The sequence below is a fragment of the Janthinobacterium sp. SUN176 genome (assembly GCF_030587335.1).
Classification (GTDB): domain Bacteria; phylum Pseudomonadota; class Gammaproteobacteria; order Burkholderiales; family Burkholderiaceae_D; genus Janthinobacterium; species Janthinobacterium kumbetense.
Window position 1 is genome coordinate 193,837 of the sequence record NZ_JAPWIA010000002.1, and the last position, 21,186, is coordinate 215,022.

At 63.4% G+C, this 21,186-nt stretch carries 19 protein-coding genes; 9 read left to right on the forward strand and 10 right to left on the reverse strand.

The annotated features are described in order from the left end of the window. The first annotated feature begins 27 nt into the window (after window positions 1-27). On the forward strand, window positions 28-447 hold the full coding sequence (locus O3299_RS20105) for a F0F1 ATP synthase subunit epsilon (protein ID WP_058050961.1): 420 nt from the start codon (window positions 28-30) through the stop codon (window positions 445-447). Window positions 448-512: 65 nt separating this feature from the next. Here the strand turns inward: O3299_RS20105 and rsgA are convergent, their stop codons facing one another. The 7 genes from rsgA to O3299_RS20140 form a co-directional block, all read right to left on the reverse strand. Beyond that, window positions 513-1,580 (reverse strand): ribosome small subunit-dependent GTPase A, encoded by a 1,068-nt coding sequence (gene rsgA, locus O3299_RS20110; RefSeq protein ID WP_305063065.1) that lies wholly within the window; start codon window positions 1,578-1,580, stop codon window positions 513-515. A gap of 275 nt (window positions 1,581-1,855) precedes the next feature. Then, window positions 1,856-2,410, reverse strand: coding sequence for a hypothetical protein (locus tag O3299_RS20115; RefSeq protein ID WP_099665942.1), 555 nt, complete (start codon window positions 2,408-2,410; stop codon window positions 1,856-1,858). Between the two features lie 63 nt (window positions 2,411-2,473). Beyond that, window positions 2,474-2,845, reverse strand: coding sequence for an adenosylmethionine decarboxylase (gene speD / locus O3299_RS20120; RefSeq protein ID WP_305063066.1), 372 nt, complete (start codon window positions 2,843-2,845; stop codon window positions 2,474-2,476). A gap of 2 nt (window positions 2,846-2,847) precedes the next feature. Then, window positions 2,848-3,018: a hypothetical protein gene (locus O3299_RS20125; protein WP_157814714.1), complete on the reverse strand. Its 171-nt coding sequence runs from the start codon at window positions 3,016-3,018 to the stop codon at window positions 2,848-2,850. Then, a complete protein-coding gene (locus tag O3299_RS20130; RefSeq protein ID WP_305063067.1) occupies window positions 3,015-4,478 on the reverse strand; it encodes a DUF4178 domain-containing protein in 1,464 nt (487 codons plus the stop codon). Before O3299_RS20130 ends, O3299_RS20125 begins: the two co-directional genes overlap by 4 nt. A 20-nt stretch (window positions 4,479-4,498) precedes the next feature. Next, on the reverse strand, window positions 4,499-5,527 hold the full coding sequence (locus tag O3299_RS20135; protein WP_305053681.1) for an SPFH domain-containing protein: 1,029 nt from the start codon (window positions 5,525-5,527) through the stop codon (window positions 4,499-4,501). A 27-nt stretch (window positions 5,528-5,554) separates the two neighbouring features. Next, window positions 5,555-5,941: a DUF350 domain-containing protein gene (locus tag O3299_RS20140; RefSeq protein ID WP_034783828.1), complete on the reverse strand. Its 387-nt coding sequence runs from the start codon at window positions 5,939-5,941 to the stop codon at window positions 5,555-5,557. Window positions 5,942-6,000: 59 nt separating this feature from the next. Here O3299_RS20140 and O3299_RS20145 point away from each other — a divergent pair, with 59 nt between their 5' ends. Further along, on the forward strand, window positions 6,001-7,512 hold the full coding sequence (locus tag O3299_RS20145) for a polyamine aminopropyltransferase (RefSeq protein WP_305053682.1): 1,512 nt from the start codon (window positions 6,001-6,003) through the stop codon (window positions 7,510-7,512). After that, window positions 7,512-9,143, forward strand: a complete 1,632-nt coding sequence (locus tag O3299_RS20150) for an NAD(P)/FAD-dependent oxidoreductase (RefSeq protein ID WP_305063068.1) — start codon at window positions 7,512-7,514, stop codon at window positions 9,141-9,143. Before O3299_RS20145 ends, O3299_RS20150 begins: the two co-directional genes overlap by 1 nt. Window positions 9,144-9,206: 63 nt before the next feature. Here the strand turns inward: O3299_RS20150 and mmsB are convergent, their stop codons facing one another. The 3 genes from mmsB to chvE form a co-directional block, all read right to left on the reverse strand. Continuing rightward, window positions 9,207-10,424 (reverse strand): multiple monosaccharide ABC transporter permease, encoded by a 1,218-nt coding sequence (gene mmsB / locus O3299_RS20155; protein ID WP_305063069.1) that lies wholly within the window; start codon window positions 10,422-10,424, stop codon window positions 9,207-9,209. Next, complete coding sequence (mmsA, locus tag O3299_RS20160) at window positions 10,414-11,955, reverse strand: multiple monosaccharide ABC transporter ATP-binding protein (RefSeq protein WP_305063070.1); 1,542 nt, start codon at window positions 11,953-11,955, stop codon at window positions 10,414-10,416. The genes mmsB and mmsA overlap by 11 nt, the downstream gene beginning before the upstream one ends. Before the next feature lie 113 nt (window positions 11,956-12,068). Further along, window positions 12,069-13,091 (reverse strand): multiple monosaccharide ABC transporter substrate-binding protein, encoded by a 1,023-nt coding sequence (gene chvE, locus O3299_RS20165; RefSeq protein WP_369812196.1) that lies wholly within the window; start codon window positions 13,089-13,091, stop codon window positions 12,069-12,071. A 430-nt stretch (window positions 13,092-13,521) separates the two neighbouring features. Between chvE and O3299_RS20170 the strand changes: the two genes are divergently transcribed. The 6 genes from O3299_RS20170 to O3299_RS20195 all read left to right on the forward strand — a co-directional run bounded on the left by O3299_RS20170 (window position 13,522) and on the right by O3299_RS20195 (window position 21,159). After that, on the forward strand, window positions 13,522-14,682 hold the full coding sequence (locus tag O3299_RS20170; RefSeq protein WP_305063071.1) for a fumarylacetoacetate hydrolase family protein: 1,161 nt from the start codon (window positions 13,522-13,524) through the stop codon (window positions 14,680-14,682). Window positions 14,683-14,710: 28 nt separating this feature from the next. Further along, window positions 14,711-15,478, forward strand: a complete 768-nt coding sequence (locus O3299_RS20175) for an SDR family NAD(P)-dependent oxidoreductase (RefSeq protein ID WP_305063072.1) — start codon at window positions 14,711-14,713, stop codon at window positions 15,476-15,478. Then, complete coding sequence (locus O3299_RS20180) at window positions 15,475-17,262, forward strand: IlvD/Edd family dehydratase (RefSeq protein WP_305063073.1); 1,788 nt, start codon at window positions 15,475-15,477, stop codon at window positions 17,260-17,262. The genes O3299_RS20175 and O3299_RS20180 overlap by 4 nt, the downstream gene beginning before the upstream one ends. Before the next feature lie 91 nt (window positions 17,263-17,353). Beyond that, window positions 17,354-18,328: a D-xylose ABC transporter substrate-binding protein gene (gene xylF, locus O3299_RS20185; protein WP_099389834.1), complete on the forward strand. Its 975-nt coding sequence runs from the start codon at window positions 17,354-17,356 to the stop codon at window positions 18,326-18,328. 120 nt (window positions 18,329-18,448) lie between these two features. After that, on the forward strand, window positions 18,449-20,020 hold the full coding sequence (xylG, locus tag O3299_RS20190) for a D-xylose ABC transporter ATP-binding protein (RefSeq protein WP_305063074.1): 1,572 nt from the start codon (window positions 18,449-18,451) through the stop codon (window positions 20,018-20,020). Then, entirely contained in the window at window positions 20,017-21,159 is a 1,143-nt protein-coding gene (locus tag O3299_RS20195) for a sugar ABC transporter permease (RefSeq protein ID WP_305063075.1), read from the forward strand. Before xylG ends, O3299_RS20195 begins: the two co-directional genes overlap by 4 nt. Window positions 21,160-21,186: the final 27 nt, after the last annotated feature.

The window sequence follows — 21,186 nt, forward strand, 5'->3', positions numbered from 1 at the left end:
GGGGTTCTTCAACCCGATAGGACACACATGGCACACACAATTCACGTTGACGTGGTTTCCGCTGAAGAACTGATTTTTTCAGGCGAAGCAGAATTCGTCGCGTTGCCGGGTGAACAGGGCGAGCTGGGTATCTACCCACGCCACACGCCTTTGATTACCCGCATCCGTCCGGGCGCGGTCCGCATCAAGGTAGTCGGCCAGGCTGAAGAAGAGTTCGTCTTCGTTGCCGGCGGCCTGCTGGAAGTGCAACCGGATACCGTGACCGTCCTGGCCGATACCGCCATCCGCGGTCACGACCTCGACGAAGCGAAAGCGCTGGAAGCGAAGAAGTTGGCGGAAGAAAATATCCACAACAAGGATTCGGGCATCGACTACGCGCAAGCGCAAGCCGAGCTGGCCAGCGCGATTGCGCAGCTGGCAGCGATCCAGAAGCTGCGCAAGATTTAATCCATCTGCGCCGCACAAGAAAGGCAGCCTTCGGGCTGCCTTTTTTTATGCCCTTTAGCTGACGGCTATTCCTGGCGCTTTTGCCTGCTCCTTTCCTGCCCCGCCTTCAATATCGTCTTCCACTTGGCGCGCGCGGCGATGCGCTCGAGCGGCGTTTCCTCGCCGCGCCGGGCGTCGCGCAGCAGCTTGTGATAATTGCGCAGCCGATCTGCATCGATGGCGCCGCGCACCTGGCAGCCTGGTTCGCTGGCGTGCTGGCAGTCGCGGAACTGGCACGTCGAGGCGAGCGCCGCGATGTCGTCGAAGGTGGCCGCCAGGGTCTGCGCATCGGCGTCGGCCTGCCAGCTGCGCAAGCCCGGCGTATCGATGATGCAGGCGCCGCTGGCGCACAAGTGCAGCGAGCGCGCCGTCGTCGTATGCCGTCCGCGCCCATCGCCATGGCGCACGCCGTTGGTTGCCTGTTGCGCCGCAGACAGGGTATTGGTCAGGCTGGACTTGCCGGCGCCCGATGAACCGAGCAGCACCAGGGTCTGGCCAGTACCCAACCAGGGTTCCAGGATGGCCACGTCATACGCATGGCGCGTGTCGATGGCAAACAGGGGCACGCGGGGCGGCAGGCGCTGTTTGAGCTGCGCCAGCTTGCCCGGCACGTCGTCGGCCACGTCGGCCTTGCTCAGCACCACCACGGGGCTGACCTGGGCCGCCAGCACGATGGCCAGATAGCGTTCCAGGCGGCGCGGATTAAAATCCCCGTCCAGTCCCATCACCAGCAGGGCCGTATCGACATTGCTGGCGAGCACTTGCCGCCGGCCGTCGTTGCCGCGCCGGGCGATTTGCGTGACTGGGGATAAGTGTGCCGTTATCCACAGCGCGCCGTGACCATCGTGTTCGGCGGCGACCCAGTCGCCGACCGTGAGGACGGCATCTTGCGCCAGAAGCTCGTGCAACAGGCGCGGCAGGACCTGTGCCGGGTGTTCCCGGGTGCCGTCGTGCACGAGAAGGCTGTCGCGGTGGACGGCACTCACGCGCAGCAGTTGTGCGGCAGGGGAAGATAAGTCGAGTTGGGTGGCTGCGCCGGCGATGGCCTGCTGCAGCCCGATAAGGCGTAGTTGCGCAAAATCGAATGCGATCATGGTAGCGTGATTCCAAATTCTGTCGTCCGCGTACGGACGTGAAGCCTGCGCGTGCAGGCACCGCCAGTCGCGATGACTGGCACGAAAGAAAGGGAAGTCGGCTACGCGATCACGCGTATGGGCAATGGCGGGCTAAGGGTCTTAGCGGGGAAAGACCGTGATCAGGCAGCCGACAGCACGGCAGTATCCGAATGGCGCATGTTGTCTACTCCTGTTGTGTGAGGGAAAACGCCAGTGTGCCAGCGGCACGCGCCGCCGTCAATGGATGGCGTGGTTCAGCTGCACATGCCGTAGGCGCTGCGCTCGGGGAAATAGCGGTACGTAAAGGTGCGCACCGGGTAGCGCTTGCCGCCGACGAGCATGTCGGGCATGGACAGATCAAAGCGCTGCGGCAGCTGGCGCGGCAGTTGCAGGCGCAGGCGCCACTGGGTTTCGGCGCTGGAACCGACGGCGGAAAACATGATGGGCAGCTGCTCGATGACGTCGACGATTTCCGCCTTGCGGTTCATGCCGCGCTGGTAGATGGTCAGCACCTTGGCTTCGGCGAAGGGCTGCTGTTTTGGTTCTTCCAGCAGGAAGGACAGGCGCGTAAAACTGGCTTGCGTGCCGATGGGAAGAGTAAAAATCAGCGCCAGCTCCGTGCCGCCATCCTTCAGAGTGACGGGCGGTGTGGCATACACGCTGATACCGCGCGGCAGCTCGAAGCGTGAACCCTCCGTCCACGTCTTGCACTCGGGCGTGGTGGCCTGGTACAGGCTGGGCGCCGTGTAGTCGTTGCAGGCTGAAACCAGCAGCAGCAGGGGCAGGGCAAGGAGGGCGGAACGGCGCATGGGAGTCAAGGTTGGGATATGAGCCGACAGTGTAAGCGATCCCCCCGCGATCCACCAGCGGCGCTAGGAATGCCCGGGTGGCGCGCGCCGCACCGATTGCAGCTGGCAGTGCGCCGCCTGCAACGCATCCTTGATGGCGTCCAGCGCCAGTTGCGGCCGGGTCGCGCCGCACATGAAGATGTCGACGGCGGCAAAGCCGCATTCCGGCCAGGTGTGGATGGAGATATGTGATTCGGCCAGCAGCACCACGCCCGTGATGCCCTGGCCGGCGCCAAAGCTGTGGAAATGGCTGTGCAGCACCTGGGCGCCGGCCGTGACGGCCGCGTCGCGCAACAGGCGCTCGAGCGCGGTGCCATCGCGCAGGCGTTCCGGCGCGATGCCCGACAGATCGGCCAGCAAATGGGTGCCCAGAGGCAGATGCGGTGTGGCTGTCATGCTTACTTGTGGCTGCCGCCGCTGGAGCCGCCGCCATAGCTGCCGCCGCCGCTGCCCGTGCGCGAACTCCAGCTGCTGCCGCTGCTACTGCCGGCCACCTTGAACATGCGCACCCAGTTGGCGGCCGTGACACTGAAGGTCACCATCAGGGCATAGATCACGTATTTACTCATGGGGGATTCTTTGCATTCTTGTCGAGAAAAGCGGCAGGCAGGAACAGCGCCAGGCAGCCCAGCAAACTCCACATCAGGGTGCTGGAGAACGAGACAAACATGGGAATCGCATTCAAGACCAGCACGATGATGATGAAGACCTTGGCGATGCCGCGATGACTGAGCTGGATATTCTGCACGTTGGCGCCGCCATGGAAGGCCGCGCCGAACCAGGCGGCCATCTGGTCATGGGCGACGGGCGCGGAGCGCGACCAGGTCATTTCCTCGCCGGTGAGCTCTGCCGCCAGTTTGGTCTGCCCTTGCTCGAATTCAAACACGCGCGTGCTGTCGCCGACTGCCACCTTCCAGTTGAAGGCGCCCGCCGCGTACACGACTTGCGAGCCGTAGTCATACAGCTTGCGGTAGGTGGCACCATCGAGCGTGCAGGTATCGGCGTCCAATGACGCCCAGTTGGGCCAGTTCGGCAGCACGTTCGAGCGCGACCAGCCATCGTCGGTCTCCACCAGCCAGAAGAAGCCGGCGCGCGCGCCATACAGCAGGTATTCGTTCCACTCGCTGCCTTCGTCGTCGGCGCGGCGCATCATGCCGATCACCGTGAAATCCACATTGCTGATCTTCGCGCTGGCGCCCAGCTCCAGGGTGATGTCGGCGTTGTCGTGCACCTGCTTGCCGATGGCCAGCACCTGCGCTTCCGGACCGCTGGCGTCGAGCTGCGCATGGCAGGCGGGACACACCAGCTGCGCTGCAGCGCCGGGCACATACTGAATGCCGCTGCCGCAGGAGGGGCAGTCGAGCGCATCGAGCTTGCCGCGGTACTTGCCTGCACTCTTGGCGATGGTATCGTCGTCGCGCAGCAGCTGGCACTTCAAACTGTCCAGGGTGACGGCGACGCCCTGGTAGACGATGGGTTGTGGGCCATCCGTGTAGTCGAGCGTGACAAAGCTGGCGTAGTTGCGGAAGTCCGCCACCTGGATGCGCCAGCCGGCGCCCACCTTGAACGGTAATTCTCCCTGGCCGGCGATGCATTCGGCGCTGCGGATCTCGGCCGCCGTGTACGGCTCGCCGCAGATCGTGTAGCGCCTGCCCGGCGTCAGTTCGGCAAAGGCGGGCAGGGCGTCTTGCGTGCTGCGTTCGCGCGTCAGCGTGTACAGGCCGGACGAATCGCCCAGCCACGCCGTGCTTGCGTCGTCGAACAGCAGATACCACTCGTTCCACGTGCCGGCGCTGTAGCGCTGCTGGATGCGCCCGACGATGGTGAAGTGCACGCCATCGTGCACGCCGGCCGTGCCGACCTGGATCGGCGAGTAATCCTCGAGGACGGCCGACATCTTGCCGAGATCCTTGACCGAGTCGGCGTCCTTGAGAATGGTGCTGTGGCAGTACTCGCATACGGCGAGCACGGAAGCGTGCGAGCGGAAACGAACTTCCGCGCCGCAGCTGGGACAGGAAACAGTTTGCATGCAGTCGTATTTCGCCCTAATCAGCCGATCAGTTTTTTCAGCAGTTCAGCCTTGGCGCCGTCGTAGTCGGCCGGCGAAATGAGACCCTTATCGAGCAAGCCTTTGAGCTTTTCCAGGCGCGCCTCGATTGGTTCTTCCGGGGGGGGCGGTGGCGCCGCCGGCGCGGGCTGCTGCAAGGCGCCACCCATGCTTTGCGCCATCACCTGGCCGATCGACAGCCCGGCGCCCAGTCCCGCGCCGATGCCGGCCATGCCGCCTTCATTCTGCGCCGCCAGTGGGATCGCGTTGGCAACTTGGAATTTCGTATAGCCGCTCATCTTGTCGGCGCCCAGGCCGCCCTTCATGCCGGCGGAGATGCGTTCGTCAAGCGCCGCCTGCAATTCCTCGGGCAGACTGATGCTGGCCACGTTGAATTCATCGAGGCCCACGCCATAGCGGGAAAACGCCTGCGCCAGGCCATCCTTGACTTCCTGCGCCATCAGCGCCTGGTTGGCGGCCATGTCGAGGAAGGGCACATTCGCGCCGCCCAAGGAACTGGCCATGCTCGACATCAAAATGCCGCGCAATTGATCTTCCACCTCGTCGCGCGTATACACTTCGCGCGTGCCGCTGATCTCGGTGAAGAAGGTGCGGGCGTCGGCGATGCGGTACGAGTACATGCCGAAGGCGCGCACGCGGATCATGTCGAAATCCTTGTCGCGGATGGTGATCGGCTGCGGCGTGCCCCACTTGCGGCCCGTCTGCACGCGGGTGCTGAAGTAATACACGTCCGACTTGAAGGGCGAGTCGAACAGCTTGTCCCAGTTTTTCAGGTTGGTCAGCAGCGGCAAGGTCTGCGTCGTCAGCTTGTGCGTGCCGGGACCGAAGACGTCGGCGATCTTGCCTTCATTGACGAAGACGGCCACTTGCGATTCGCGCACATTCAGGATGGCGCCGTTCTGAATCTCGAAATCCTGCATGGGGAAGCGCCAGGCCAGTACTCCTTCCGTTTCTTCGTTCCACTGCAGTACGTCGATAAACTGCTTCTTGATAAAGCTGCCGAGGCTCATGATGGTGTCCTTGAATGAGGTAAAACGTCAGGAAATGCAAGCGGCGTTGATGGCGCCGATCGACAGGGAAATGGCGGCCAGCAGGCCGCCGAAGGCGCTGTTGTTCGATTCGATCTGGTCTTTCGACATGCGCAGCAGGCGCGTGGTGACCACATAGGCGAGCAATTGCACCACCATGGCGCCGAAGGCCCAGGCGAAGAACTGCTGATAGTCGGCCGTGTGCATCAGCGACGAGGCGATGGTGGCGGAAAAACCCAGCATGGCGCCACCCAGCGACAGGGCCGCGGCCTGATTGCCCTGGCGGATCAGCAGCACTTCGTTATACGGCGTGACGCGCGTGTAGATGATAAAAAATACAATCAGTAGCCCGGCGGCCAGTAAAAGATGAATCAGATAGTTTAGGATGGCGGGCACGGCATTCCTCACAATGAGTATTTGATAACGTCAACGCATATTAGAACAAAAAAAGTCCCATGAACAAAAAGATTCTGATTTTGTCCGTCTTCGTGGTCGCCTCCTGCGGCCTCGCGTATGAGCTGATCGCCGGCGCCATGTCCAGCTACCTGCTCGGCGACTCCATCCTGCAGTTTTCCACCATAATCGGCTGCTACTTGTTTGCCATGGGTGTGGGTGCTCACTTTTCAAAGTATGTGCGCGATGACGACGTGCTCTCGCGCTTCGTCGACATCGAACTGGCCGTGGGCTTGATCGGCGGCCTGTCGGCCGCCATCCTGTTCATGACCTTTTCGTGGATGGCCGCGCCATTTCGCACCTTATTGTATGTGATGGTGTTCCTGATCGGCGCACTGGTCGGCATGGAAGTGCCGCTGGTGATGCGCGCCCTGAATTCGCGTCAAACGGAATTTTCCGAGCTGGTCAGCCGCGTACTGACCTTCGATTACCTGGGCGCGCTGGCCGTTTCCCTGCTGTTCCCGCTGGTGCTGTCACCGTACCTGGGACTGGTGCGCACGGGCTTCCTGTTCGGCATGCTGAATGTGGGCGTGGGCCTGTGGACGATCTGGGTGTTCCGCGCGGAATTGAAGAACCTCACGAGCCGCTTCCTGCGCGCTTGCGCCGTGATGCTGGTACTGGTGGCCGGCTTTGCCATGTCGGACCGCATGGTGGCCTGGGGCGAGCACGGCCTGTTCGGCGACCAGATCGTGTACTCGACCACCACGCCCTACCAGCGCCTGGTGATCACGCGCTGGAAGGACGATACGCGGCTGTACATCAATGGCAACCTGCAGTTTTCCTCGCGCGACGAGTACCGCTACCACGAGGCGCTGGTGCACCCCGTGCTGGAAGCGCTGCCGTGGGCGCGCCGCGTGCTGGTGCTGGGCGGCGGCGATGGCCTGGCCCTGCGCGAAATCCTGCGTTATCCCCACGTCGAACACGTCACCGTGGTCGACCTCGACCCCGCCATGACGGCCGCGTTTACCACGCGCCCGGAACTGGCAAAGCTGAACAATAATTCGTTCTCGGACAAGCGGGTTACCGTCGTCAATGCCGATGCCGCCGTCTGGCTGCGCAACAATGGCGATATGTTCGATGCGGCCATCGTCGACTTCCCTGATCCGTCCAGCTTCGCGCTCGGCAAACTGTACTCGGTGCCGTTCTACGACCTGGTGAAAAAGCATCTGGCGGCCAAGGGCCTGATGGTGGTGCAATCGACGTCGCCCTTCTTTGCCCCGCACGCCTACTGGACCATCAATTCGACCCTGCGTGAAGTGGGCATGCGCACCTGGCCCTATCACGCTTACGTGCCCTCGTTCGGCGAATGGGGGTTTATCCTGGCCTCGCCCCAGCTCGACTACGTGCCGCCGACGAGCTACCGCCTGCCCATGCGCTACCTGAATGCGGACACCACGCGCGAAATGTTCATCTTCCCGCCCGATATGCAGCCGCTGCCGATGGCGCCGAATCGCTTGAATACCCAGTCGCTCGTGCATGAATTCGAGCAGGACTGGAACCGGGTGATCCGCTGATGCAGCGCCGTTCCTTCATGCTGTGGGCCGCCGGCGGCACGGCAGCGGCAGCCGCTGGCATCGGCAGCATCGCCGCGTATCTGCGCTGGCAGGAGATCACGCCGAAGGTGCTGTATCCGGGCCGCAGCGAGGGGCATTATTTGCGCAAGCTGATGCGCGAGCGCATGGCGTTGCCGGCACCCTCGGCAACCATCACCACCGACGTGGCGATCCTCGGCTCCGGCATCGCCGGCCTGACGGCGGCCTGGCGCCTGAACAAGCTGGGGCACAAGGACTTCCTCATGATCGATGGCCCGCAGCCGTATGGCAACGCGGCCGGCGGCCATTTCGGTGACCTGGCCTACCCCACGGGCGGCCATTATTTGCCGCTGCCTTCGCCCGAATCGACCCATGTGCGGGAAATCCTGTTCGATCTGGGCATCATCGAGCGCGATCCGCAGGCGGAAAAGCCGTATTACGACGAGCGCTACATCCTGCACGCGCCCGAGGAACGCCTGCTGTTCAACGGCCACTGGCAGGATGGCTTCATTCCCATCGAAGGCGTTTCTGCCGAAGAACTGGCGCAGCACGAGCGCTTCTTTGCCGAGGTGCGGCGCCTGCGCCAGGCGCATGGCAATGATGGCAAGCGTGTCTTCGTCTTTCCTACCGTGGAGTCGTCGCAAGATCCGGCCTGGCAGGCGCTCGACACCATCACCTTGAAGCAATGGATGGAGCGCGAAGGCTATACCTCGCCCACCCTGCACTGGTATCTGAATTACTGCTGCCGCGACGACTACGGCACGCGCTACGACCAGGTCTCGGCCTGGGCCGGCCTGCACTACTACTGCAGCCGCTGGGGACAGGCAGCCAATGCGGGCAACGGCGCCTGGCTGACCTGGCCGGGCGGCATGCAGCCCGTGGCCACGGCGATGGAGCAGGCGTCGGGTGTCCAACGTCATGCGGGTACGGTGGTTTCCGTGCAGACGACGGAGCAGGGCGTGGAGGCACTGTGCCTGGAACTGGTCGACGGCCAGCCGCGCACTTACCTGGTCAAGGCGCGCAAGGCCATCTGCGCCATGCCCTTGTATGTGGCGGCGCGCGTGGTCAACGACATCGCCAGCTATGGCTTCGATCTCAAACGCGATACGCCCGCGTATGCGCCGTGGCTGGTGGCGAATTTTTTACTGAAACGCTTTCCCGATGAACTGCCGCATGCGCCGCTATGCTGGGACAACGTGGTGTACCAGGAGCCGGGCCTCGGCTATGTCGTCTCCACGCACCAGGATATCCGCGTGCGTCCGCCCGAGAAAACCGTCTTCAGCGCCTACGTGGCCCTGTCCGACCGCACACCGCAGGAAGCGCGCAAGTGGTTAGATGTGGCCACACCCGAGGAATTGCTGGCGCTGGCCAGCGTCGATTTAAAGACGGCGTATGGACGTGACTTTGCCAGCTGCGTCGAGCGCGTCGACATCACCGTGCGTGGGCACGCCATGGCGGCACCGTTGCCAGGATTTCGCAGCAATGTGGGCTTGAAGGCGCTGCGTGAGCACGATGGCGCGATGCTGTTTGCGCATGCCGACTTGTCGGGCTTTTCCGTGTTCGAGGAGGCGGCGTGGTGGGGGGACCGGGCGGCGCGTCTGGCGGCTAAATAAAAAGGCCGGCGCGAACGCCGGCCAGAGCCCCCTAAGGCTCGAACCTGTGCTTCCTTGTTCTTCTCATTTATTTTTATTAATGACGTCGATGAACACGGCCGCCAGCAGCACCAGGCCCTTGATCACCTGCTGATAGTCGATGCCGATGCCCATGATGGACATGCCGTTGTTCATCACGCCCATGATGAAGGCGCCGATGACGGCTCCCATCACCTTGCCAACGCCGCCCGAAGCCGAGGCGCCGCCGATGAAGCAGGCGGCGATCACGTCCAGTTCGAAACCCGTGCCCGCCTTCGGCGTGGCCGTGTTCAGGCGCGCGGCGAAGATCAGGCCGGCCAGCGCGGCCAGCATGCCCATGTTGACGAAGGTGTAGAAGCTGACCCGTTCCGTCTTGATGCCCGACAGGCGCGCGGCCTTTTCGTTGCCGCCCACGGCGTACACGCGGCGGCCCAGCACGGTGCGGTTGGTGATGAAGGTGTAGGCGACGATGAGCAGCGACATCACGGCCAGCACATTGGGAAAACCGCGGTACGACGCCAGCAGGTAGCTGAAATACACCATCACGGCCGCGAAGATGGCGTTTTTCAGCAGGAAGAAGGCGCGCGGCTCGTTTTCCATGCCGTGTTTCAGTTGCTTGGTGCGGCTGCGCAGCGAGGTGACGATCAGCGCCGCGGCGGCGATCACGCCCAGCAGCAGCGACAGGCCGCGCAGGTTGTCGCCGCCGAACGGGTCGGGCAGGAAGCCGGAGCTGAGCATCTGGAAGCCTTCCGGGAAGGGACCGACCGACTGGCCTGCCAGCAGCGCCAGGGTCAGGCCCTTGAACACCAGCATGCCGGCCAGGGTGACGATGAAGGACGGGATTTTAAAGAAGGCGACGAAATAGCCTTGCGCGCCGCCGATGACGGCGCCGGCCAGCAGGCAGAGGATGCTGGCGGCGACAAAATGCATGTGGTAGTTGACGATCAGGACGGCGGCCAGCGCGCCGACGAAGCCGACCACCGAGCCGACGGATAAATCGATATGGCCGGCCACGATGACCATCAGCATGCCCAGCGCCATGATGACGATGTAGCTGTTTTGCAGCACCAGGTTCGTCAGGTTCAGCGGCTGCATCAGGGTGCCGTCTGTCATGTACTGGAAAAAGCCCATGATGACGATCAGCGAGAGCAGCATGCCGTAGTCGCGCATATTGTTTTTCAGGAAGCCGGCATAGCTTTTCGCTTGCGGCGCGGCCGCTGGCGCTGCTGCTGCCGGCGCGCCTGCTGTCAGTTTATTGTCCATTGTTTTCTCCGTGTGTAACGATCGCGCGCATGATGCGTTCCTGCGATGCTTCTGCCGCGCTCAGTTCTGCCGCGAAGCGGCCTTCGTTCATGACATAGATCCGGTCGCACATGCCCAGCAATTCCGGCATTTCCGAGGAAATCATGATGATGCATTTGCCTTCGGCGGCCAGCTCGCTGATGATGCTGTAGATCTCGTACTTGGCGCCCACGTCGATGCCGCGGCTCGGCTCATCGAGGATCAGCACGTCGGGGCGCGAAAACAGCCATTTCGCCAGCACCACTTTCTGCTGGTTGCCGCCGGATAGGTTGACCACCTTCTGCGCCACGCTCGAGCAACGGGTCTTGAGCTTGCGGCGGAACTCCTCGGCCACGCCGAATTCACGCTGCTCGTCGATCACCATGTGCTGCGAAATCGCGTCCAGGTTGGCCAGGCTGGTGTTCTTCTGGATGTCTTCCTCGAGGATCAGGCCCAGGCCCTTGCGGTCTTCCGTGACATACGCGAGGCCGTGCGCGATCGCCTTGCCGATGGTGCTGACGTCGATTTCCTGGCCATGCTTGAGCACCGTGCCGCTGATGCGCTGGCCGTAGGCGCGCCCGAAAATGCTCATCGCCAGTTCCGTGCGCCCGGAACCCATCAGGCCGGCGATGCCGATGATCTCGCCCTTTTTCGCGTGCATATTGATGCCCTTGATGACGGGGCGGTCGGCATGCTCGGGATGGAAGACGCGCCAGTCGCGCACCTCGAAAATGGTCTCGCCGATGGTGGGCGTGCGCGGCGGATAGCGGTCGGCCATTTCGCGTCCGACCATTTTTTCGATGATGCGGTCTTCGCTGACGGGTTCCGTGCGGCAGTCGAAGTTGTCGACCGTGTTCCCATCGCGCAGCACCGTGATGGCATCGGCGACTCTTGAAATTTCATTGAGCTTGTGCGAAATCAGGATCGAGGCGATGCCCTGGGCTTTCAGGCCCAGCAGCAGGTCGAGCAGGGCCGCGCTGTCGCTTTCGTTCAGGCTGGCCGTCGGCTCGTCGAGGATCAGCAGCTTGACGTCCTTGCACAGCGCCTTGGCGATCTCGATCAGCTGCTGCTTACCCACGCCCAGGTTAGTGATCAGGGTGTCCGGGGACTCTTTCAGGCCGACTTTGTGCAGCAGTTCGCGCGTCTTCGCTTGCGCGTATTCCCAGTCGATGACGCCCATGCGGGCCGGCTCGTTGCCGAGGAAGATATTCTCGGCGATCGACAGCTGGGGCACCAGCGCCAGTTCCTGGTGGATGATGATGATGCCGATTTCTTCGCTGTCCTTGATGCTGCGGAAGTGCCGCGTCTGGCCCTGGTAATCGATGTCGCCCGTATAGCTGCCATGGCCGTAGACGCCGCTCAGCACTTTCATCAGGGTCGATTTGCCGGCGCCGTTTTCGCCGACGATGGCGTGGATTTCGCCGCTGCGTACCCGCAGGTTGACATTGTCGAGCGCAACGACGCCCGGGAATGTTTTGCGTATCCCGCGCATTTCCAGGATAGTGTTCGTCATATAACCTCTCTGGCACGGCCGCGCTGGTCGGCGCCGGTCGTGCGGCAGTCTTGTTCTTGATCGTGCATGAAGCGAAAGGCCCGGCAGCGCCGGGCCTTCAGTACCGTCGATGCTTATTTCACTTGCGCTTCCGTGTAGTAGCCGCTGCCGGTGACGAGCACCTGCTTCCAGTTCGCCTTGTCGACGGTGACCGGTTTCAACAGGTACGATGGCACCACCTTGATACCGTTGTTATAGGTCTTGGTGTCGTTGACGGTCGGCGTCTTGCCGCTCATCATCGCGTCGACCATGTTCGCCGTCACCTTGGCCAATTCGCGCGTGTCCTTGAACACGGTCGATGCCTGTTCGCCGCGGATGATCGATTTCACCGACGGGATTTCCGCATCCTGGCCCGTCACGACGGGGAACGGTTGTTTCGGCGTGCCGTAGCCGACGCCCTTGAGCGAGGACAGGATGCCGATGCTCAAGCCGTCATACGGCGACAGCACCGCGTCGACACGCGCATTGCCGTAGTAGGCGCTGAGCAGGTTGTCCATGCGCGCCTGCGCCACGGCGCCGTCCCAGCGCAGGGTGGCGACCTTTTCCATGCCCATCTGCTTCGAGCGCACTACCAGCTTGCCGCTGTCGATGTAGGGTTTCAGCACCGACAGCGCGCCGTTGTAGAAGAAGTGCGCGTTGTTGTCATCGGCCGAGCCGCCGAACAGCTCGATGTTGAACGGGCCCTTGCCTTCCTTGAGTTTCAGCGCCGATTCGATATAGCCCGCTTGCAGCACGCCGACCTGAAAGTTGTCGAAGGTGGCGTAGTAATCGATGTTTTTCGTGCCGCGGATCAGGCGGTCATACGAAATGACCTTGATGCCCTTGTCGGCCGCTTTTTGCAGCACGTTCGACAGGGTGGTGCCGTCGATGGCGGCGATCACCAGCACCTTGGCGCCCTTGGTGATCATGTTTTCCACCTGCGCCAGCTGGTTCGGGATATCGTCGTCGGCAAACTGCAAGTCCGTCTTGTAGCCGCGCTCCTTGAATACCTTGACCATGTTGTCGCCGTCGGCGATCCAGCGCATGGACGACTTGGTCGGCATCGAGATGCCAATCGCGCCCTTGTCGGCGGCGCTTGCCACGGGCATTACCGCCATGCCGGAGATGGCCAGCGCCAGGCTCGCGGTCAGCATTTTCATTGTTGTTTTCATTTCAGGTCTCCACCGTCTTCGATAGTTGAATGTGCCAGGGCCGTCGTCCCAGTGGGCGGGCTCCGTGCGGATGGCCGATTGCAGGCCACGGCTGATACTAGTTTGTCCATCCATCCCTCACCAATCACTTTTTTCGCATTGGCGATATCCAAAACGATATCGATGGGCCAATTGATGCAATGCGCCATGCCGCCCCTGCCCGCCTGCGGGCCGGGCGGAAACGGGGGTCGGACGGCGGCTTTTTTTGGTGCGCTGCAATACCAATAATCATCATTCAATTTGGTGATTTTCGTAATTGCGGCGACACAGGGCGGCGCGCAGAATCGGTCCGAACTTGAAGACCAGCCATCCCGTCCCGACCTTTTGAAAGCTTGCCATGCAGCCGATTTCTCCCGCCTCCCTGTTGCCTGCCGACCTGGCGCAGGCCCTCCTCATCGGCCGCATCTGGCGTGACGGCCCCTGCGTCGTCGCCGTGCGTGGCGGCGAGGTGGTCGACATCACGCAGACGGTGGCGACGGTGGCCGAGCTGTTCGAGCGCAGCGATGCGCTCGATATCGCCCGCCATGCGCCCGGCGTGGCCCTCGGCCCCGTGCAGGCGCTGCTGGAGCAGGCGCTGGCCGCGCCGGCCGACGAGCCGTTGCTGCTGGCGCCGTGCGACCTGCAGGCCGTCAAGGCCTGCGGCGTGACCTTCGCCGTCAGCCTGCTCGAACGGGTGATCGAGGAACAGGCGGGCGGCGACGCGGCGCGCGCGGCGAGTCTGCGCACCGCCCTGCAAACGACCCTGGGCGGCGATTTGTCGGCCTTAAAACCCGGCTCGGAGGCGGCGCAGCGCCTGAAACAGCAGCTGCAGCAGCGCGGCGCTTGGTCGCAGTACATGGAAGTGGGCATTGGCCCCGATGCGGAAGTGTTTACCAAGGCGCAGCCGATGTCGTCGGTGGGTTGCGGCGCGCAGGTGGGCTTGCTGCCGTCGTCTGCCTGGAACAACCCGGAGCCGGAGATCGTCCTGGCCGTCAACAGCCGCGGCGAGGTGCTGGGGGCGACCTTGGGCAACGACGTCAACCTGCGCGACATCGAAGGGCGCAGCGCCCTCTTGCTGGGCAAGGCCAAGGATAACAACGGTTCCTGCGCCATCGGTCCCTTCATCCGCCTGTTCGACGAACACTTCACGCTCGACACCGTGCGCCAGGCGGAAGTGTCGCTGCTGATCGAAAGCGCGGACGACGGCTTTGTGCTCGAAGGCGTCAGCTTCATGCGCGAGATCAGCCGCGACCCGCTGGACTTGGTGCGCCAGACGGCGGGCCCGTATCACCAGTATCCGGACGGCTTCATGCTGTTCCTGGGGACCATGTTCTCGCCCGTGAAGGACCGCGGCGCGCAGGGCGGCGGCTTCACGCACCACCTGGGCGACCGGGTGACGATTGCCAGCGCCGCGCTGGGCGCGCTGGTTAACAAAGTGCAGCGCTGCGATGCGATTCCTCCCTGGACGTTCGGCGTGCGCGCGCTGTACCAGAACCTGGCGCAGCGCGGCCTGATCTGATTTCCCAATTCCTATAACGAGAGACACCATGCAACATGCAATCTATCCCAGCCTGGCAGGTCAGCGCGTCGTCATCACGGGCGGAGGCACCGGCATCGGCGTGGCCTTCGTCGAGGCGTTCGCGCGCCAGGGCGCCCACGTCACTTTCCTCGACATCGCCCGCGAGGCGTCGCTGGCGTTGCAGGAAAAGCTGGCGCACCTGCCGCAGCCGCCCGTGTTCCGCTATTGCGACCTGACGGACCTGGGCGCCCTGGCCGCCACCTTCGCCGAGATTGAACACAGCGCGGGCGCCACGAATATCCTCATCAACAACGCGGCCAATGACGACCGCCACCAGTTACAGGACGTCACGCCTGCCTACTGGGACGAGCGCATCGCCGTCAACCTGCGCCACCAGTATTTCTGCGCCCAGGCCGTGGCGCCGGCCATGCGCGCCAAGGGGGGCGGCGTGATCCTCAACCTGGGCTCGATTTCCTGGCACCTGGCGCAAGCGCGCCTGTCGATCTACATGACGGCGAAAGCCGGCATCGAGGGCCTGACGCGCGGCCTGGCGCGCGACCTGGGCGTCGACGGTATCCGCGTCAATTGCATCATTCCCGGCGCCGTGCGCACGCCGCGCCAAGAGCGGCTGTGGCATACGCCGGAGGCGGAAGCCGTGATCCTGCAGGGACAATGCCTGCAACTGCGCGTGGAGCCGGAAGACGTGGCGGCGCTGGCGCTGTTCCTCGCGTCGGACAACGCGGCCAAGTGCGCCGGCCGCGAATACTACGTCGACGCAGGCTGGTACGGCGCATGAACATTCCTGCCCAACGCCCGTCGCGGCGCTTCCGCTCGCAGGACTGGTTCGACAATCCCGAGCACATCGACATGACGGCGCTGTACCTGGAGCGCTTCATGAACTACGGCATCACGGCCGAGGAGCTGCGTTCGGGCCGTCCCATCATCGGCATTGCGCAAAGCGGCAGCGACATCAGTCCCTGCAACCGCATCCACCTGGAACTGGCGCAGCGCGTGCGCGACGGCATCCGCGACGCGGGCGGCATCCCGATGGAATTCCCGCTGCACCCGATCTTCGAGAACTGCCGCCGTCCCACGGCAGCGCTGGACCGCAACCTGGCGTATCTGGGCCTGGTAGAAATCCTGCATGGCTACCCGATCGACGCCGTGGTGCTGACCACCGGCTGCGACAAGACGACGCCGGCGCAATTAATGGCCGCCGCCACGGTGGACATTCCCGCCATCGTGCTGTCGGGCGGGCCCATGCTCGACGGCTGGATGGACGGCGAACTGGTGGGTTCCGGCGCAGCCATCTGGAAGGGCCGCCGCCAGTTGTCCGCCGGCTTGATCGACAACGACAAATTCCTGCAGATCGCCGCCGCCTCGGCGCCATCGGCCGGCCACTGCAACACCATGGGCACGGCATCGACGATGAATGCGCTGGCCGAGGCGCTGGGCATGTCCCTGACGGGCTGTTCGGCCATCCCCGCGCCGTACCGCGAGCGTGGCCAGATTGCCTATGCCACGGGGTGCCGCATCGTCGACATGGCGTTCGAGGACGTCCGTCCTTCAAGCATCCTCACGCGCGCAGCGTTTTTGGACGCCATCATCGTCAACGCGGCCATCGGCGGCTCGACCAACGCCCAGCCCCATTTGATGGCCATGGCCCGCCATGCGGGCGTGGCATTGCATTCGAGCGACTGGATGGAACACGGCTACGACGTGCCGCTGCTGTTGAACATGCAGCCGGCCGGGAAGTATTTGGGTGAGCGCTTCCACCGTGCCGGCGGCGTACCGGCCGTGATGTGGGAGCTGCTCCAGGCGGGTTTGTTGCACGCCGAGCGTCCCACCGTCACGGGGCAGACGATGGCGGCCAACTTGCAAGGCCGCGAAAGCGCGGACCGCGAGATGATCCGTCCGTTTGCCGCGCCGCTGAAGGAAAAGGCCGGTTTCATGGCATTGCAGGGCAACCTGTTCGACTTCGCCATCATGAAGACCAGCGTGATCTCGCCCGCTTTTCGCGAGCGCTACCTGTCGCGCCCCGGTAGCGAGGGCGTATTCGAGGCGCGCGCCATCGTCTTTGACGGTTCAAACGATTACCACGCACGCATCAACGACCCGGCGCTCAATATCGACGACAGCTGCATGCTGGTCATGCGCGGCGCCGGCCCTGTCGGCTGGCCCGGTTCTGCCGAAGTGGTCAACATGCAGCCGCCGGACGCCTTGCTGAAGGCGGGCATCTTGAACCTGCCGACCCTGGGTGACGGGCGCCAGTCGGGCACCTCGGACAGTCCCTCGATTTTGAACGCGTCGCCGGAAAGCGCCGTGGGAGGCGGCCTGGCGCTGCTGCGCACGGGCGACATGATCCGCGTGGACTTGAACGGGGGCAGCTGCGACATGCTGGTCGATGCGTTTGAGCTGGCGCGCCGCGCCAAAGAGCTGCCGCCGCCCGTCAACGACAGCGCCACGCCATGGCAGGAGCTCTACCGCGCCAGCGTGGGCCAGCTGGAAACGGGCGCCTGCATGGAGCTGGCGTTGAAATATCGCGCCGTGGGACAGACCCTGCCACGCCATAACCATTGATTTTTGAAGCCGCAACACCCGTAGTGAAAAAACGTTGTTAATAAAATCCACAAGGAGACACACAATGAACAAGATCATCAGTGCAGCCATCATGACCGCCATGCTGGCATTGAGCAGCAGCGCCGCCCTGGCCGATGCAAAAAACCCGAAGATCGGCTTTTCCATCGACGATCTGCGCGTGGAGCGCTGGACGCGCGACCGCGATTTCTTCATCGCCGCCGCCGAAAAGCAGGGCGCCAAGGTTTTCGTGCAGTCGGCCGATGCCAGCGAGCAGCGTCAGATTTCGCAAATCGAGAACCTGATTTCGCGCGGCGTGGACGTGCTGGTGATCGTGCCGTTCAACGCAACGGTATTGAACAACACCGTCAAGGAAGCGAAAAAGGCTGGCATCAAGGTGCTGTCGTATGACCGCCTGATCCTGAACGCCGATATCGACGCGTATATCTCGTTCGACAACGAGAAAGTGGGCGAGATGCAGGCCGAAGGCGTGACCAAGCTGCAACCGAAGGGCAATTACTACCTGTTGGGCGGCTCGCCGACCGACAACAACGCCAAGATGCTGCGCGAAGGCCAGATGAAGGTGCTCAAGCCGTTCATCGACAAGGGCGATATCAAGATCGTCGGCCAGCAGTGGGTGAAGGACTGGAGCGCCACCGAAGCGCTGTCCATCGTGGAAAACGCGCTGACGGCCAACGGCAACAAGATCGACGCCATCGTCGCCTCGAACGACGGCACGGCCGGCGGCGCCATCCAGGCTCTGGCCGCGCAAAAACTGGCCGGCAAGGTGCCTGTCTCGGGCCAGGACGCCGATCTGGCGGCGGTGAAACGCGTCATCGCCGGCACGCAATCGATGACCGTCTACAAACCCCTGAAAACCATCGCTTCGGAAGCGGCCAAACTGGCCGTGCAACTGGCGCGCAATGAAAAGCCGGCCTACAACTCCAGCTATGACAACGGCCTGAAAAAGGTCAGCACGGTGCTGCTGAAGCCTACGCCGCTGACCAAGGCGAATGTGAACATTCTCGTCGACGATGGGTTCTATACCAAGGCGCAACTCGGTAATTGATCGCCTGTGTCATGTCGGGTTACGCGCCATGCGCTAACCCGACCTACCCGTTTTTACCGGTAGGTCGGATCAGCGTAGCGTAATCCGACATTTTTTCCCGTATCAGCAACGAGAGCAAGAATGTCCGACTATCTGCTTGAAATGAAAGGCATCGTCAAACAGTTTGGCGGTGTCCGCGCGCTTGACGGCATCGACCTGCAGGTGCGGGCTGGCGAGTGCATCGGCCTGTGCGGCGAGAATGGCGCCGGCAAGTCGACCCTGATGAAGGTGCTGTCCGGCGTGTACCCGCACGGCACCTGGGAGGGCGACATCCTGTGGGATGGCCAGCCCCTGCGCGCGCAATCGATCCGCGACACGGAAGACGCGGGCATCATCATCATCCACCAGGAACTGATGCTGGTGCCGCAGCTGTCCGTGGCCGAAAATATCTTCATGGGCCGCGAGCACACCCTGCCCGGCGGGCGCATGCATTACGCGGCCATGTACAAACGCGCCGACGAGCTGCTGCGCGAACTGAAAATTCCCGAACTGAACGTGGCGCAGCCCGTGATGAATTACGGCGGCGGCCACCAGCAACTGGTGGAAATCGCCAAGGCGCTCAACAAGAATGCGCGCTTGCTGATTCTCGACGAGCCGTCATCGTCGCTGACGGCGTCGGAAATCGCCGTGCTGCTCGATATCCTGCGCGCCTTGAAGGCCAAGGGCGTCACCTGCATCTACATTTCGCACAAGCTCGATGAAGTGGCGGCCATCTGCGACACCATCGTCGTCATCCGCGACGGCAAGCACATCGCCACCACGCCGATGGCGCAGATGAACGTCGAGCGCATCATCGCGCAGATGGTGGGCCGCGAAATGAGCCAGTTGTATCCGCAGCGCGCGCAGCCGCCGGCCATTGGCGAGGTGCTGTTCGAGGCGCGCCATGTGACTTGCATCGACGCCGACAACCCGCAGCGCAAGCGCGTCGACGATGTGTCATTTACCCTGCGCAAGGGCGAAATCCTCGGCATCGCCGGTCTGGTGGGGGCGGGGCGTACGGAGCTCGTCTCGGCCCTGTTTGGCGCCTACCAGGGGCCGTGCGAGGCCGAAGTGTGGCTCGATGGCCTGAGAATCGATACCCGCTCGCCGCAAAAGGCCATCGCCATGGGCCTGGCCATGGTGCCGGAAGACCGCAAGCATCACGGCATCGTGCCCGACCTCGATGTGGGGCAGAACATCACCCTGGCCGTGCTGGAGCAATTCGCGCGCGCCACGCGCATCGACGGCGAGGCGGAATTGACGGCCGTGCGCGGCGAGATCGCCCGGCTGGAGCTGAAGGCGGCCAGCCCGTCGCTGTCCATTACGAGCCTGTCGGGCGGCAACCAGCAAAAGGCCGTGCTGGCCAAGATGCTGCTGACGCGCCCGCGCGTCCTGATTCTCGACGAGCCCACGCGCGGCGTGGACGTGGGCGCCAAATATGAAATCTATAAATTGATGCTGGCGCTGGCCGACCGGGGCGTGGCCATCATCATGGTCTCGTCGGAACTGGCCGAAGTGCTGGGCGTGTCCGACCGCGTGCTGGTGATGGGCGAAGGCCGCCTGCGCGGCGACTTTATCAACGATGGCCTGAGCCAGGAAACCGTGCTGGCGGCGGCGCTGGACCAGCGCCCGGCACCCGCCGCCAACACCGCAAACAAGGAACCCGCAGCATGAAACCGCACAGTATCAAACCGCTGTTCACCCAATACAAGATGCTGGCCCTGCTGATCGCCGTGGCGCTGATCTGGGCCTTCTTTTCGTGGAAGACGGAGGGCAGTTTCCTTACGCCGCGCAACCTGTCGAACCTGCTGCGCCAGATGTCCGTCACCGGCATCCTCGCCTGCGGCATGGTGCTGGTGATTATCGCCGGCGAGATCGACCTGTCGATCGGCTCCCTGCTGGGGCTACTCGGCGGCATCGCCGCCGTGCTGGACGTGACGCAGCACTGGCCCCTGGCCTTGAACCTGGCTGCGGTACTCGGCTGCGGCCTGGTGATCGGCCTCCTCAACGGCTACCTGACGGCGTACCGGGGCATCCCGTCCTTCATCGTCGGCCTGGGCGGCATGCTGGCGTATCGCGGCATCCTGCTGGGCATCACGGGCGGCATCACGATCGCGCCCGTCTCCGAGCCGATGGTCTACCTGGGACAGGGCTACCTGCCCGCGGTGCCCGGCATCGTGCTGGGTATCGGCCTGTTCCTGCTGGCCGCTTTCCTGACGTGGCGCGCGCGCGCCAGCCGCGCGCAGCATGGCTTGCCGCAGACGGCGCCCTGGGCCGACGGCTTGCGCCTGGCCGTCATCGGTGCCGTGCTGTACGCCTTCGTGCAAACCCTGAACGGTTATGAAGGCATTCCGCTGCCCGTGCTGTTGCTGCTGGCCTTGCTGGGGCTGTTCAGCTACATCACCAGCCAGACCGTATTCGGCCGCCGCATCTACGCTGTCGGCAGCAATATGGAAGCGACGCGCCTGTCCGGCATCAATGTGAAAGCCGTCAAGCTGTGGATCTTCGGCATCATGGGCTTGATGTGCGCGCTGGCGGGTCTGATCAACACGGGCCGCCTGGCGGCCGGTTCGCCGTCGGCCGGCACCTTCAGCGAACTCGATGCCATCGCCGCCTGCTTCATCGGCGGCACCTCGATGCGCGGCGGCTCGGGCACCGTGTACGGCGCCCTGATTGGCGCGCTGGTGATGGCCAGCCTGGATAACGGCATGTCCATGCTGGACGTGGACACCTACTGGCAGATGATCGTAAAAGGCAGTATCCTCACCCTCGCCGTGTGGGTCGATGTCAGCACGCGTGCCGGACGCCGCTAGCCGTGAAACGATCTGGCACGGGAGGAG